Source organism: Streptomyces sp. NBC_01314 (assembly GCF_041435215.1).
GTDB lineage: Bacteria > Actinomycetota > Actinomycetes > Streptomycetales > Streptomycetaceae > Streptomyces.
In genome coordinates this window covers 3,800,899-3,815,091 of sequence record NZ_CP108394.1, presented here as the reverse complement: position 1 = coordinate 3,815,091, position 14,193 = coordinate 3,800,899, and the positions used below count along the sequence as shown (strand labels likewise).

At 71.1% G+C, this 14,193-nt stretch carries 11 protein-coding genes; 3 read left to right on the top strand and 8 right to left on the bottom strand.

Annotated features, from left to right (window positions below; all coding sequences use genetic code 11):
- Positions 1-57: 57 nt before the first annotated feature.
- A complete protein-coding gene (locus OG622_RS16600; protein ID WP_371576864.1) occupies positions 58-1,086 on the bottom strand; it encodes an LLM class flavin-dependent oxidoreductase in 1,029 nt (342 codons plus the stop codon).
- A gap of 221 nt (positions 1,087-1,307) precedes the next feature.
- On the opposite strand from OG622_RS16600, the gene OG622_RS16595 reads away from it, so the two are divergent.
- The gene (locus OG622_RS16595; RefSeq protein WP_371576863.1) at positions 1,308-1,649 is read left to right on the top strand and encodes an ATP/GTP-binding protein; all 342 of its coding nucleotides are present in this window, start codon (positions 1,308-1,310) and stop codon (positions 1,647-1,649) included.
- A 39-nt stretch (positions 1,650-1,688) separates the two neighbouring features.
- On the opposite strand, the gene OG622_RS16590 is transcribed toward OG622_RS16595, so the two are convergent.
- The 7 genes from OG622_RS16590 to mce all read right to left on the bottom strand — a co-directional run bounded on the left by OG622_RS16590 (position 1,689) and on the right by mce (position 11,755).
- On the bottom strand, positions 1,689-2,555 hold the full coding sequence (locus tag OG622_RS16590; protein ID WP_371576862.1) for an ABC transporter permease subunit: 867 nt from the start codon (positions 2,553-2,555) through the stop codon (positions 1,689-1,691).
- A complete protein-coding gene (locus OG622_RS16585) occupies positions 2,552-3,826 on the bottom strand; it encodes an ABC transporter ATP-binding protein (RefSeq protein ID WP_371576861.1) in 1,275 nt (424 codons plus the stop codon). The genes OG622_RS16590 and OG622_RS16585 overlap by 4 nt, the downstream gene beginning before the upstream one ends.
- Positions 3,827-4,022: 196 nt before the next feature.
- Complete coding sequence (locus OG622_RS16580) at positions 4,023-4,793, bottom strand: ABC transporter permease (protein WP_371576860.1); 771 nt, start codon at positions 4,791-4,793, stop codon at positions 4,023-4,025.
- 3 nt (positions 4,794-4,796) lie between these two features.
- A complete protein-coding gene (locus tag OG622_RS16575; protein ID WP_371576859.1) occupies positions 4,797-5,771 on the bottom strand; it encodes an ABC transporter ATP-binding protein in 975 nt (324 codons plus the stop codon).
- Between the two features lie 237 nt (positions 5,772-6,008).
- Positions 6,009-6,947, bottom strand: a complete 939-nt coding sequence (locus OG622_RS16570) for a cellulose-binding protein (RefSeq protein ID WP_371576858.1) — start codon at positions 6,945-6,947, stop codon at positions 6,009-6,011.
- 237 nt (positions 6,948-7,184) lie between these two features.
- On the bottom strand, positions 7,185-11,036 hold the full coding sequence (gene scy, locus OG622_RS16565; RefSeq protein ID WP_371576857.1) for a polarized growth protein Scy: 3,852 nt from the start codon (positions 11,034-11,036) through the stop codon (positions 7,185-7,187).
- A gap of 278 nt (positions 11,037-11,314) precedes the next feature.
- Positions 11,315-11,755 carry a methylmalonyl-CoA epimerase gene (gene mce / locus OG622_RS16560; RefSeq protein WP_013000629.1) on the bottom strand — a complete coding sequence of 147 codons (441 nt, stop codon included), beginning with the start codon at positions 11,753-11,755 and terminating at the stop codon, positions 11,315-11,317.
- A gap of 151 nt (positions 11,756-11,906) precedes the next feature.
- On the opposite strand from mce, the gene OG622_RS16555 reads away from it, so the two are divergent.
- Positions 11,907-13,109 carry an acetyl-CoA C-acetyltransferase gene (locus tag OG622_RS16555; protein ID WP_371576856.1) on the top strand — a complete coding sequence of 401 codons (1,203 nt, stop codon included), beginning with the start codon at positions 11,907-11,909 and terminating at the stop codon, positions 13,107-13,109.
- Positions 13,110-13,155: 46 nt separating this feature from the next.
- Entirely contained in the window at positions 13,156-14,112 is a 957-nt protein-coding gene (meaB, locus tag OG622_RS16550) for a methylmalonyl Co-A mutase-associated GTPase MeaB (RefSeq protein ID WP_371576855.1), read from the top strand.
- Positions 14,113-14,193 lie beyond the last annotated feature (81 nt).

The window sequence follows — 14,193 nt, the reverse complement described above, 5'->3', positions numbered from 1 at the left end:
CCGCTCCGACCGCGGGAGGTGCTTCAGTAACCGGGGCGGCAAGCTCCCCGCAGTGGCTCAGCCGAGGTGAGGCAGCACCTCGGCACCGAGTCGCCGTACGTTCTCCTCCGTCGCCGCCAGGTCGCCGGAGCCCTCGACGAGCAGGGCGAAGCGGGAGATGCCCGTCCGCTCGCTGGTGGCGGCGAGGCGGTCGGCGCACAGCCGGGGGGTTCCCACCGGGTGCAGTCCGCAGAGCAGTTCGGTGTACGCCAGCGGGTCCCGCATGGCGCGGGCGCGGCCGTCGACGGTCACATGGGCGTCGAGGCCCTGCTTCAGCCAGCCCGGCATCGCCTTGGTGAGCGCCTCCACGGCGTCGGTGCGACGGTCCGCGATCTGGCAGACGCCGGCCGAGACATGGGCCGCGCCGGAGATCTCCTCCGGCGAACGGCCCGCCGCCCGGGCGTGCCTGCGCCACAGTGCGACCATCTCGGCCTTCTCCTCGTCCCCGACGTGCATCCCGAGGAGCATCGACAGCCCGCGCTCGGCGGCCAGCCGTACGCTCGCCGGTGAGGTGCAGGCGACGACGACCTCGGGTCCGGGTGTCTCGTCCAGGTCCTCGGCGGGCCTGGGTACGACGGGGACCTCACGGAAGCTGAATCGTTCCCCCGAGGCGGACACCGACGGCTCGCGCAGCCAGCGCACCAACAGATCGAGTGACTCCGGGAATCCCTTCTCGTACGCCTCGAGTCCGGCGCCGAACACTTCCAGATCGACCCATGGGCCACCGCGTCCGACGCCCAGCGAGAAGCGTCCGCCGGACGTCACATGCAGCAGCGCGGCCTGTTCGCCCAGGGCCACGGGATGGACGGTGGGCAGCACGCTGACCGCTGTGCCGACCCGGATCCGCCGGGTGCGGCCCAGCAGTAACGCGGCGAGGGTGATCGCCGACGGGCAGGTGCCGTACGGCACGAAGTGGTGCTCGGCCAGCCAGACCGCGTCCAGCCCGGCCTCCTCGGCCACTTCCGCGGTCCGTACCGCCCGGTGAAGCGCTTCCCCCTGGCCCTGGCCGGGGAACTGGGCGCCCAGTACAAATGTTCCTACGTGCATCGCTCTTCCTGCTTCCTCGGCTCCGACTCGGGAGCTCCCCCACCGGCATAACCGTGTGACACGTGCCGAAGTCACGGCTTGGCGGCGAGATTTGCGGATTGTCTGCAGAATGGGCCGGGCGGAGGGCGATCTGGGGGGTTTGGTGACGTACGCATACCCCCACCGGGCCCGCGTAGGCTGGACACCAAACCTGCTGCCCGTATAGCCCCGTGAGGTGTCCCGTGTCCCCGCGTCGCAACCGCCCCAAGGACCATGCCTCGTCGGGTCCGTCAGGTCGCAGCGCGGAGGAGGACCGGTCGGACCGCTACGGCGGCTGGCAGACCAGCGAGCCCTGGCGGGGCGAGGAGTGGAACGTGCGTCATGTGGCGGGCGCGAGCGCGGCGGGCAAGACCTACCGCTGCCCCGGCTGCGACCAGATGATCCCCTCCGGGGTGCCGCATGTCGTTGCCTGGCCCGAGCACTCGGGCGTCGACGAGCGCCGGCACTGGCACAAGGCCTGCTGGAACGCGAAGGACCGCCGCACCTCGCGGGTGCAGCGGTCCCGTAACGCGCCGAGGTTCTGAACCTCACGGACGCCCCTTACATGTCACGCGTTCCACATGTCACACGTCCCGCTGCTCCAGCAGCGCGTACGCGCCGACGAACGCCGCCGCCACCAGCCCGAGCATGATCCACAGCGGGTCCCAGCCGGACGGGCCGGACTGGCTGAGCTCCGAGCCGTAGAAGACGCTGAGCTGGCTCGGGATCGAGTACTCCAGCAGGAACTCCTGCACGTCCTTCAGCGACTCCGAGAACATGAAGATCGCGATGACCAGCGGGGCGAGGAAGACGCCGAGCATGAGGGTGATCGCACCGGCGGAGTGCCGGATCAGCGAGCCCATCAGCAGCGCCAGCAGCCCGAAGAGGGCCAGGAAGAGGCTCACGCCGACCGTGGCCTTGAGCCACTCCTCGCCGTCGGGGCTGGAGGCGCCGTTGCCCTCCAGGATCGCCACCTGGGCGAAGCCGACGAACGCGGTGGTGGCCAGGGTGACCGTGAAGGTGAGCGCGAAGAACACGATCGACTTGGCGAGCAGGACCCGGCCGCGGCTCGGGCATGCGGCCATCGTGGTCCGGATCATCCCCGTGCCGTACTCGGACGCGGTGGTCAGCACCCCGAGCGTGATGATGCAGACGCTGCCGATCATCAGCCCGAACAGACCGAGGACCAGGGGGGACTCGCCCTCCAGGTTCGTGTCGGTGGAGGCGGCGATCAGGGCGAAGAGCAGACCGAGGCCGAGCACCAGGACGACGAAGACGCCCAGCGTCCAGATCGTCGAGCGGACCGACTTGATCTTCGTCCACTCGGAGGCGATCGCGTGCCCGAGGTGGGTGCGCACCACCGGGATCGGCGAAGTGTACGAAGTGCCCGGCGCGCCCTGCCAGTTGGGGGCGGGCGGCTGCTGGGTGAGGGGCGGCTGGGGCGTGCTCATCGGGCGTCCTCGGACTTCGTCAGGTCGGCGGCGGGCGCGGCGGAGGCGGCCCGCACGGGCGCCGGCGCGGCGGCGGGCTGCGCGGGGGCCTGGGGCGCGGCCTGGGCGTACGGGTTCGGCTGGGGCTGCCCGGGGGCCGGAGCCGGGGCGGCGGGCGCCGGAGCCCCGTACGGACCGGCCGGCGGCTGCCCCTGCTGCTGTCCGTGCGGCACGGGCTGACCCTGCGGCGCGTACGGCCCGCCCCCCTGCTGAGGCGCCGGCGGGGCGTACCAGCCGGGCTGGCCCTGCCCGGGCACCGGCATCGGCGGCTGCGCGCCGGGCGGCAGGGGCTGCTGGAGACCGGCCTTCTGGTCGGTCGTCGAGCGGTAGTCGACGGCGCCCTGCGTCATCCGCATGTACGCCTCCTCCAGCGACGCCTGGTGCGGCGACAGCTCCCACAGGCGTACGTCGGCGCCGTGCGCGAGGTCGCTGATCTGGGGGAGCGGCAGCCCCATGACACGCAGCGCGCCGTCCTGCTCGGGCAGCACCTGGCCGCCCGCGCCGGTCAGCGCGGCCGACAGCTTCTCGCGCTGCTGCGGGTCGGTGTCCGGCGTGCGTACGCGCGCGAAGTCGGCGGAGTTCGCCGAGATGAAGTCCTTGATGCTCATGTCGGAGAGCAGCTGGCCGCGCCCGATCACGATGAGGTGGTCGGCGGTCACCGCCATCTCGCTCATGAGGTGCGAGGAGACGAAGACCGTACGGCCCTCGGCGGCGAGCGCCTTCATCAGGTTGCGGACCCAGAGGATGCCCTCGGGGTCGAGGCCGTTGACCGGCTCGTCGAAGAGCAGCACCTGCGGGTCGCCGAGCAGCGCGGCGGCGATGCCGAGCCGCTGGCCCATGCCGAGCGAGAAGCCCTTGGAACGCTTCTTGGCCACGTCCTGAAGGCCGACGACGCCCAGCACCTCGTCCACCCGGCGGGCCGGGATGCCCGACAGCTGCGCCAGGGACAGCAGGTGGTTGCGGGCGTGCCGGCCGCCGTGCACCGCCTTGGCGTCGAGCAGGGCACCGACCTGACGAGCGGCGTTCGGCAGCTTGCGGTAGGGATAGCCGCCGATCGTCACCTGCCCCGACGTGGGATTGTCCAGGCCGAGGATCATGCGCATCGTCGTCGACTTGCCCGAGCCGTTGGGCCCCAGGAAACCGGTGACGGCCCCCGGCCGCACCTGGAAGGAAAGGTTGTACACGGCCGTCTTGGCGCCATAGCGCTTCGTCAGGCCGACTGCCTCGATCATGCTCCGCACCCATCGAACGGTTCCAGACGTCCGAGGACGTCGGGGCACACACCCCCGTAAGGATTAGGAGCTTATAGGGGCGTTGACGGTTCCGCCCAAGGGGAAGTAAAACCCCGCAGGTCGCCCGGGCATCGGCTCGGCGTGTACGTAGCGGCTGGTCAGGCCGCTGATCACACGTGTCGCCCTCCTGGCATGGTCACGCGTCACGTTTCTTCAGCATCAGATACCCACCGAGCAGGGCCACGGCCACCCACAGCGCCATGATGCCGAGCCCGCCCCAGGGCCCGTACGGCGTGTCGTCGTCGACGGGGGTGACCACCTGCATGACCTTGCTGCCGGCCTGGTCGGGCAGGTACCGGCCGATCTTCTCGGTGGCACCGACGTTGCCCAGGATGTTGGAGATCAGGAAGAAGAACGGCATCAGGATGCCGAGCGACAGCATCGGGCTGCGCAGCATCGCCGCGACGCCCATCGAGAACATGGCGATGAGGGTCATGTAGAGCCCGCCGCCGAAGACCGCGCGCAGGACGCCCGGATCACCGATCTCGGCCCGGTGCGAGCCGAGCATCGCCTGCCCCAGGAAGAACGTCACGAAGCTGGTCGCGAGCCCCACCACGAAGGCGAGTCCGGTGGCCACCGCGATCTTGCCGAAGAGGAAGGTGCCCCGCTGCGGCACGGCGGCCAGCGATGTCCGGATCATGCCGGTGCTGTACTCGTTCGACACCACCAGCACCCCGAACACGATCATCGCCAGCTGTCCGAGGGTCATTCCCGCGAAGCTGATGAACGTCGGGTCGAACGAGATCCGGTCCTCGCGGCTCAGATTGTCGAACTCGTTCTTCGACAGCAGCGAGATCAGCACGCCGAGCGCGATCGTGACGACCCCGGCCAGCGACAGCGTCCACACCGTGGACGCCACCGAACGGATCTTGGTCCACTCCGAGCGGACCACCTGGGTGGCGGCCATGCGTCAGCCCTCCTGGTTCCAGCTGCTGCCCCAGCCATGGACCGGGACCGGGGCCGGGCGCGCCGCCGGGGCGCCGTCGTGCGCGTGGTACTCCACCGACTCGGCCGTCAGCCGCATGAACGCCTCCTCCAGCGACGCCTGCTGGGGGCTCAGTTCGTGCAGCACGATCTGGTGCTGGGCGGCCAGCTCGCCGATCTGCTCCGGTTTCCCGCCGTCCACCTCCAGCGCCCCGTTGCCCGTCTCCACGACCATGACACCGACCGCGTGCAGCACGTCGAGCAGGCGTTCCCGCTGCGGTGTGCGAATCCGTACGTACGACCGTGAGTTCTGCCGGATGAACTCCGCCATCGAGGTGTCGGCGAGCAGCCGCCCCTGCCCGATGACGACGAGGTGGTCGGCGGTCAGCGCCATCTCGCTCATCAGATGCGAGGACACGAACACGGTCCGCCCCTGTGCCGCGAGGGACTTCATCAGGTTCCGGATCCAGTGGATGCCCTCGGGGTCGAGGCCGTTGACCGGCTCGTCGAACATCAGGATCCGCGGGTCACCGAGCAGCGCGCCGGCGATCCCGAGCCGCTGCCCCATCCCGAGCGAGAACCCCTTCGCCTTCTTTCCGGCGACCGACGTCAGCCCGACCGTGTCCAGCACCTCGTGCACGCGCGCCCTGGGGATCCCGTTGCTCTGCGCGAGACAGAGGAGGTGGTTGAGGGCGCTACGGCCACCGTGCATGGCCTTGGCGTCCAGCAGCGCGCCGATGTACCTGAGCGGGTCCCTGAGGCCGTCGTAGTGCGTGCCGTCGATCCGTACGTCTCCCGCGGTGGGACGGTCGAGCCCCAGGATCATCCGCATCGTCGTCGACTTCCCGGCGCCGTTCGGTCCGAGAAACCCGGTCACGATCCCGGGCCGCACGGCAAAGGTCAGATGGTTGACCGCCACCTTCTCGCCGTACCGCTTGGTCAGCCCGTCGAGCTCGATCATGCGGCCACGCTAGAACGAGGGCCGGGCGCCTGCCACCGGAGGGGCGAACCCCCACAAGGGGCGCGGGGAACCGCGCGACCAGCCACGCACCGGCGGCAGCCGCGACACGACATGTACCCCCGCCCCATCAGGCACCCGGCACCGAGACGGGACAGGGGAACACCGAAGGCCCGCGCCCCCGGAGGGGAGACGCGGGCCCTGCTTGCCTCGTCCGGCTGCTGCCGTCAGGTGGCGGTGTTACCGGGACTGCTGGGCCGGAACCCCGCGGGAGATCGGCTCGTCGTCGGCGACCGGCGTGCCGGCCGCGGCGACGGCCGCACCCGTGAGGGTCGCCAGCATCTCGCGCACGTTCGTCAGCTGAGCGTTGATCGAGTCGCGGCGGTTCGTCAGAGCCGCCAGCTCGCGCTCGGATTCCGAGCGGATCCGGTCCGCCTTGGCGTTCGCGTCCGCGACGATGTCCTCGGCCTGACGCTGCGCGGTCTCCACCGTCTGGCGGGCGCGGCGCTCGGCGTCGGTGCGCAGCTTCTCGGCCTCCAGGCGAAGCTGCTCCGCGCGGTGCTCGATCTCGGCGAGACGCTTCTCCGCCTTCTGCTGACGCGAAGCCAGGTCCCGCTCGGACTGCTCGCGGCGCTTGGCGAGGTTCGTCTCGAAGTCGGCGGCGGCCTGCGCGGCCTTGGCGCGGGTCTCCTCGAAGAGGGCGTCCGCCTCCTCGCGCTTGGACTGCGCGTCCTTCTGCGCCTCCTGGCGCAGCTGCGAGGCGTCGCTCTTGGCCTTTTCGACGATCCGGACGCCCTCGTCCTCCGCCTTGGCCTTGCGGTCCGCAGCGAACGACTCGGCGTCGTTGCGCACCTGCTGGGCCGCCGACTCGGCGAGCTCGCGGTGCTGCTCGGAAGCGCGACGGGCCTCCTCGCGCAGGTCCTTCGCCTCCTCCTCGGCGAGGCGGAGGATCTTCTCGACGCGTGCGCCGAGACCCGCGTACGACGGCTCCGCGTCGGTGACCTGGGCCTGGGCGTTCTGCGTCTCGAGGTGCAGTTCCTCGATGCGCTTTTCCAGAGCAGTGATGCGGGCGAGAGCGGAGTCACGGTCGGAGACGAGCTTGGAGATACGTTCGTCCACCTGAGCGCGGTCGTATCCACGCCGCACAAGCTCGAAGCCGTAGGGGGAAGTGTCGCTCATGGGGTTCCTGTCGAATGAGACCGGTGAGGTGATAGGTGGAATCCTAGGGGGCGAAGCGGCGTGTCATCGAGCAGATGCACGTTTGATCTGGAGAATGACGCCCCTTTTGAGTGGCCGACCATCGGAATGCTTGCCAGAGATTTTGCACGAAAGCTTTGGGAAGCACGGAACGAACACAAATTGGTGTCACTAGTGACTCGGGCGGAGCGGGAACATACCCGCAACGCCTCTGCATCGCTAGCCGTCTGACGACTTGCCACCCGAACGAGTCGCACCCGCCGTGGCACCCGTCTTGACTCCACCGTCCTTGCCGCTCGACGGGGCCTCAAAAGACTCCAACGCCACCAGGACGTCCTGGACACGGGAAATCTCCGCATTGATGTCCTCGCGGCGCCGGACCAGCACCTCCAGCTCGCGCTTGCCCTCCTCGACCGTGCGGCGGGCCTCACGGATCGCCTCGGCCTTCAGATCCTCGGCCTCACGGACGAGCGTGGACTTCTTCTGCTCGGCCTCCTTCAGGAGACCCTCCGCCTTCTTCACCGCGGCGATACGGACCTTGCCGGCCTCGGAATTTGCCTCGGAAACGATCTCCCTGGCCTTCGACGTCGCCTTCTCCAACTGCTCCTCGGCGGCCCTGATGAGCGCGTCACAACGGTCGCCGGTCGATTTCATCGTCTCGGCGGCCTCACGGCGGGCCCGCGTGTGCAGCGACTCGATCTCGGCGGTGATGCGGTCCCGCAGCTCCTCGGCCCGCTCCCTTATGGCGGTCGCGTCCCGGCGGGCGCCCACCAGCAGCTCGTCGGCGTCCGTACGGGCCTTCTCGACCGTGGAGTTGCCCTCGACGGTCGCCTCGGAGATCAGCCGGTCGGCCTCCTTGCGAGCCGCGCCGACCATGGAGTCGGCCTGCCCCTCGGCGTCCGCGGTGGCCTTCAGGGCCTGCGACTGCGCCTCGGTGAGCAGCTTGTCGGCCTCGGCCGCGGTCTCCGTGATGAGCGTGTCGACCTGCTCGGCCGCCTCGGAGCGCCGCTTGTTGGCGTCCTTGCGGGCCGAGTCGAGGGTGTTGTCGGCCTCCTCACGCGCATGCGCCATGAGCCGGTCGGCCTCCGCCTCCGCCTCGGACCGCGCGCGCTGGGCGTCGGCCCGGACCCGCTCGGAGTGCTGCTGCGCGGAGCCCACCGTCTCGGCGGCCTCGGCCCGCAGCCGCTCGGCCTCGTCGGTGGCCTCGCCGATCAGCCGGTCGGCCTTGGCGACGGACTCGGCCCGTACGCGCTCGGCCTCCTCGTTGGTCTCCCGCGTCAGCCGCTCCGCCTCGGCCGTCACCTCGGTGATGAGGGTGTCGGCCTGGGTGGCCGCGTCCGAACGGATGCGGTTGGCGTCGTCACGGGCCTCCGCCCGGGTGCGCGAGGCGTCCTGGTCGGCCCGCGCGATGGTGTCCGAGGCCTCCGTACGGACCCGCTGGGCGTGCTCGGACGCGTCCGAACGCACCCGCTCCGCGTCGCCGATGGCCTCCGCGACCGTGCGCTCGGCGAGCGCCTTCGCGGCGTCCGTCTCGTCCCGGGCCTCGCGGCGGACCCGGTTGGCGTCCTCGGTGGCCCGCTCCCGCTCCGCGTAGGCGTCGCCGCGGACCCGGTCCGACTCCTCCTCGGCCTCCCTGCGCATCCGGTCCGCCACGTGCTCGGCCGTGTTGCGCAGCCCGGCGATCTCCTCCTGGGCCTGCTCGTGCAGCCCGGCGACGGACTCCCGCACCTGCTGGGCGTGGAGCTCGGCCGCCGACACCATCTCGCCGGCGCGCCGCTCGGACTCCTCGACCAGCCGTACGGCCTCGGTCTGGGCCTCCTCCACGCGGTTGCGCGCCGAGGCCAGCAGCTCCTCGCTCTGCTCGCGGGCCCGCCGGCGCTCCTGGTCGGCCTCGTGGCGGGCCGCGCCGGTGAGTTCCTCGGCCTCGCGGCGGCGCCGGGTGGCTTCCTCCTGAGCGGCGGCCAGCGCCTGCGAGGCCTCCGTGGCGAGCCGCTCGGCCGCGGCCTGCGCCTCCGCCCGTACCCGGTCGGCGGTGTCCTGCGCCTCGGACTTCAGCCGCTCCGCCTCGGCCGCGGCCTCCGACCGCAGGCGTACGGCGATGGCCTCGCCCTCGGCGCGGGACGCGGACGCGTCGCCCGCGGCCTCGTCGCGCAGCCGCTCGGCCTCCGCCTCGGCCTGCGCCTGGAGCGTGCGGATGCGCTCGGCGGCCTCGGAGCGCAGCCGGTCGCTCTCCTCGCCGGCCTCACGGCGGATCCGTTCGGCCTCGGCGCGGGCGTCGGCGAGCGACTCCTCGGCGGAGACCAGGCGGGCCTCGGCCTCGGTGTGCAGCCGGGTCAGCTCCTCGGCGGCCTCGGCCTTGCGGGTCTCGACGCCGCGCTCGGTCTCCTCGCGCAGCTCACGGGCGGCGCGCTCGGCCTCGGCCTTCAGCTCCTCGGTCTGCTCGGCGGCCTCGGCGCGGTAGCGCTCGGCCTCCTTGCGGGTGCGCTCCAGGGTCTCCTCGGCCTGGCGGCGCAGCGTCGAAGCACGTTCGATGGCCTCGGTGCGGACCTTCTCGCTGTCCGTGGTGGCCGTCTGCCGCAGCTCGTCGGCGTCCGTGCGCGCCTTGGCGAGCAGCTCCTCGGCGGTCTTGGCCGCCTCCTCGATCTGCTGGACGGCCTCCCGCCGGGCCTCGGACCGGATCCGCTCGCCCTCGGCGACCGCGTCGGAGCGCAGCTGCTCGGCCTCGCCGCGCAGCCGGCGCGCCTCCTCCTGCAGCTCGACCGTCTTGGCGCGGTACTCCTCGGTGTCGTCCTTCGCCGTGCCCTTGAGCTGTTCGGCGAGGTCGTGCGCCTCGGCGCGCAGCCGGTCCGCCTCGGCCTCGGCCTCCGAGCGGATGCGCTCGGCCTCCTCGACGGCGGACTTGGTGGTGTTCCTGGCTTCCTCGGACGCCTTGTTCAGTACGTCCTCGGCGGTCTTGGCCGTCTTGGCGAGCTGGGAGGCGGACTCCTCCGCGGTGATCGAGCGGGCCTTCTCGGAGGCCTCGGCGACGATCTTCTCGGCCTCGGCCCTGGCGTCCGCGACGGCTTCCTCGGCGGCCGCCTTGGTGGCCTCGGCCTCCTTCGTGGCCTCCGTGACCAGCCGGGCGACCTGTTCCTTCGCCGTACGCGTGCGCTGCTCGTTGGTCGACTCGGCGCCGGCCACGGCCTTGGCCGCGTTCTCCTTCGCCTCCGTGACCAGCTTCTCGGCCTCGGCGCGCGCCTCGCGCAGGGCCGACTCGGCCTCCGTCATGCGCTGCTCGGCGGTCCGGCTCAGTTCCGAGGCCTGGCGGCGGGCGGAGTCCGACTCGGTGGTGGTGGAGGAGCGCAGCTGCTCGGCGTGCTCGGTGGCCTCCTGCGCCTGGGTGGACGCCGCGTTCAGCAGCCGCTCGGCCTCGGCGCGGGCCCGGCGCAGGATCTGGTCGGCCTCGCCGCGGGCGGCCTCCGAGTCGCTCTGGAGCCGCTGGCGGGCCTCGGTGGCGAGCCGCTCGGCCTCGGCGCGGGCGGCGGCCAGCGCCTGCTCGGCCTCCGCGCGCGACTCGTCGACGAGCCGGCGGGCCTGGGTCTCGCTGCGGGCGCGGAGCTGTTCGGCCCACGCCACGTTCTCGTTGACGTGCGACTCGACCGTCTGGCGGCGCTCCGACAGTTCCTGGTCGAGCTGCTGGCGACGGGTGACCGCCTCCTGGTGCAGCTCCGCCTGGAGCCGCGCGGCCTGCTCGGCGTGCTCCTGCAGGATCCGCTGGGTCTGCGCCCGGGCCTGGCTCAGCTCACGCTCGGCGTCCGTGCGCAGCTGGTCGGCCTGCATCTGGGCCTGGCGGAGCATCTGCTCGGCCTGGTACCCGAGGTCGCCCCCGCTGTCGTAGGCGGGCCGGGACATGAGGGTGCGGCGCGCCTCGTGCAGCTTGGCGCGCAGCACCTCGACCTGGTAGCCGAGGTCCTCGGCGTGCTGGATCGCCTTTTCCCGCTCGGTCTTCAGCCGCTCCATCTCGGCCTCGAACCGAGAGAGGTGGTCGACGTCAGCCGCCGGCTCTCGCTCCTGGCGTTCGTAGCCCCGCACTGCGCGGTCCCATCCGTCCCCTGGTCGCAACCTTCTGGCAAACGAGCTCCGTCCAACCGTCGAACGGTGCTCCCGGGGAATGGTGTCAGATCAACGGCGGAGCACGGGCTGCCGCCCTCACCCTCGTCCGCCGAAACCTTTGACCCCGGCCCTCGGACAACCGCTGATGGATCTCCGCGGTGCCCTTGGATCCCGCTCCTCGGAAGGCGGCAGGACCCGGGCCGTCCCCCTCGAAGGCGACGGCCGAGCCCAACCCTACCGGCCCATATGTACGGGGGTCAGTGCTCAGGTGACTCAACTGGCGCCGAAGTGACCAGTTCTGTCAGTACGCCGTGGCAATCCTTGGGGTGCAGAAAGGTGATCCGTGACCCCATGGAACCGACTCGCGGCTCCTCGTACAGGACGCGTACGCCCTTGTCCTTGATCGCGGCTGCCTCGCCGTCGACGTCCGCTGTGCCGAAGGCGATGTGGTGGACGCCCTCGCCGTTCTTGGCCAGCCACTTCGCGACGGTGGAGTCCTCGCGGGTGGGCTCCAGGAGCTGCAGGTAGGAGGCGCCGCCGTCGTCCGTGCTGTTGATCCTGAGCATGGCCTCGCGCACGCCCTGTTCCTCGTTGACCTCGGAGTGGTACACCTCGAAGCCGTACGTGGCCCGGTAGAACTCGACTGTCCTGTCGAGGTCGAAACAGGCGATCCCGATGTGGTCGATTCGCGTCAGCATGGTGTCAGTGCAACGCTCCGGCGACGGTTACGCAACGTGCGCGCGATCACACCGACAGCCCGGTGACGGCACGGAGTGCCACTCAGTACATTCGAAGTAAACCCTCGTTCACTCACTTCCCGGCTGTGCAAGCTGGAAGGGATCGCACCTCATGACTGGAACGAATGGCACGACCTCGGTGATCGTCGCGGGCGCCAGGACGCCCATGGGACGGTTGCTCGGTTCGCTGAAGTCCTTCTCCGGAGCCGACCTCGGCGGCTTCGCCATCAAGGCCGCCCTGGACCGTGCGGGGATCGGCGGCGACCAGGTGCAGTACGTGATCATGGGCCAGGTGCTCCAGGCCGGGGCGGGGCAGATCCCGGCTCGCCAGGCCGCCGTCAAGGCGGGCATCCCCATGAACGTGCCCGCGCTCACGATCAACAAGGTCTGTCTCTCGGGCCTCGACGCCATCGCCCTGGCCGACCAGCTGATCCGCGCCGGCGAGTTCGACGTGATCGTGGCGGGCGGCCAGGAGTCCATGACGAACGCCCCCCACCTGCTCCCGAAGTCCCGTGAGGGCTACAAGTACGGGGCGATCCAGATGCTCGACGCCATGGCGTACGACGGGCTCACGGACGCCTTCGAGAACATCGCCATGGGTGAGTCCACCGAGAAGCACAACACCCGTCTCGGCATCCTGCGCCCCGAGCAGGACGAGATCGCCGCCCAGTCCCACCAGCGGGCCGCCGCCGCCCAGAAGAACGGCCTCTTCGAGGCCGAGATCACGCCGGTCGAGATCCCGCAGCGCAAGGGCGAACCGGTCGTTTTCAGCCAGGACGAAGGCATTCGCGGTGAGACCACCGCCGAGTCGCTGGGCAAGCTGCGCCCGGCCTTCACCAAGGACGGCACGATCACGGCCGGTTCCGCCTCGCAGATCTCCGACGGCGCGGCGGCCGTGGTCGTCATGAGCAAGGAGAAGGCGCAGGAGCTGGGCCTCACCTGGCTGGCCGAGATCGGCGCCCACGGAAATGTCGCGGGCCCGGACAACTCCCTGCAGTCGCAGCCGTCGAACGCGATCCAGCACGCCCTGAAGAAGGACGGCCTCGACGTCGCCGATCTCGACCTGATCGAGATCAACGAGGCCTTCGCCGCGGTCACCGTGCAGTCAATGAAGGACCTCGGCGTGTCCCCGGAAAAGGTGAACGTCAACGGTGGTGCGATCGCTCTCGGGCACCCCATCGGCATGTCCGGCGCCCGTCTCGTCCTCCACCTCGCCCTGGAACTGAAGCGGCGCGGAGGCGGCGTCGGCGCGGCCGCGCTGTGCGGTGGCGGTGGCCAGGGCGACGCGCTGATCGTGCGGGTACCCAAGGCCTGAGGCCCCCGGTTCTCAGGTGTACGTGGCTGTTCGGAACGGAGCTGTGATGCAGGACGTCCCCACGCTGGTGGCACAGGCCAGGGAAGGGCGGCCCCGGGCCGTCGCCCGGCTGATCTCCCTGGTGGAGGGGGCGTCCCCGCAGCTCCGCGAGGTCATGGCGGCGCTGGCCCCGCTCACGGGCGGGGCGTACGTCGTCGGCCTCACCGGCTCGCCCGGCGTGGGCAAGTCCACGTCCACGTCGGCGCTGGTGACCGCGTACCGGCGGATCGGCAAGCGGGTCGGCGTGCTGGCCGTCGACCCGTCGTCGCCCTTCTCGGGCGGCGCCCTGCTCGGCGACCGTGTCCGGATGTCGGAGCACGCCTCCGACCCCGGCGTGTACATCCGTTCGATGGCGACGCGCGGTCATCTGGGCGGTCTGGCGTGGTCGGCCCCGCAGGCGATCCGGGTGCTGGACGCGGCCGGGTGCGAGGTGGTCCTGGTCGAGACGGTCGGCGTGGGCCAGTCCGAGGTGGAGATCGCCTCCCAGGCGGACACGTCCGTGGTGCTGCTGGCGCCCGGCATGGGGGACGGAATCCAGGCGGCCAAGGCCGGAATCCTGGAGATCGGGGACGTCTACGTCGTCAACAAGGCGGACCGGGACGGCGCCGACGCGACCGCGCGCGAACTGAACCACATGCTGGGGCTCGGCGAGTCCCGCGGCCCCGGGGACTGGCGACCGCCGATCGTCAAGACGGTCGCGGCGCGGGCGGAGGGGATCGACGAGGTCGTCGAGGCCCTGGAGAAGCACCGGGCGTGGATGGAGGAGCGCGGGGTTCTGGCGGAGCGTCGGCGGTCCCGCGCGGCGCGTGAGGTGGAGACCATCGCGGTGACCGCTCTGCGGGAGCGGATCGGGGACCTGCACGGCGATCGGCGGCTGTCGGCTCTCGCCGAGCGGATCGTGGCGGGGGAACTGGATCCGTACCGGGCGGCGGACGAACTGGTGGCGGAGCTGACGCGGGGCTGAGCGTCGGAGGCCTTCCCGCCCCCGCCGCCCCTGAAAACAACAGCACGGGGCGCAGCCCCTGCTTTCAGGGGCGCGGGGAAC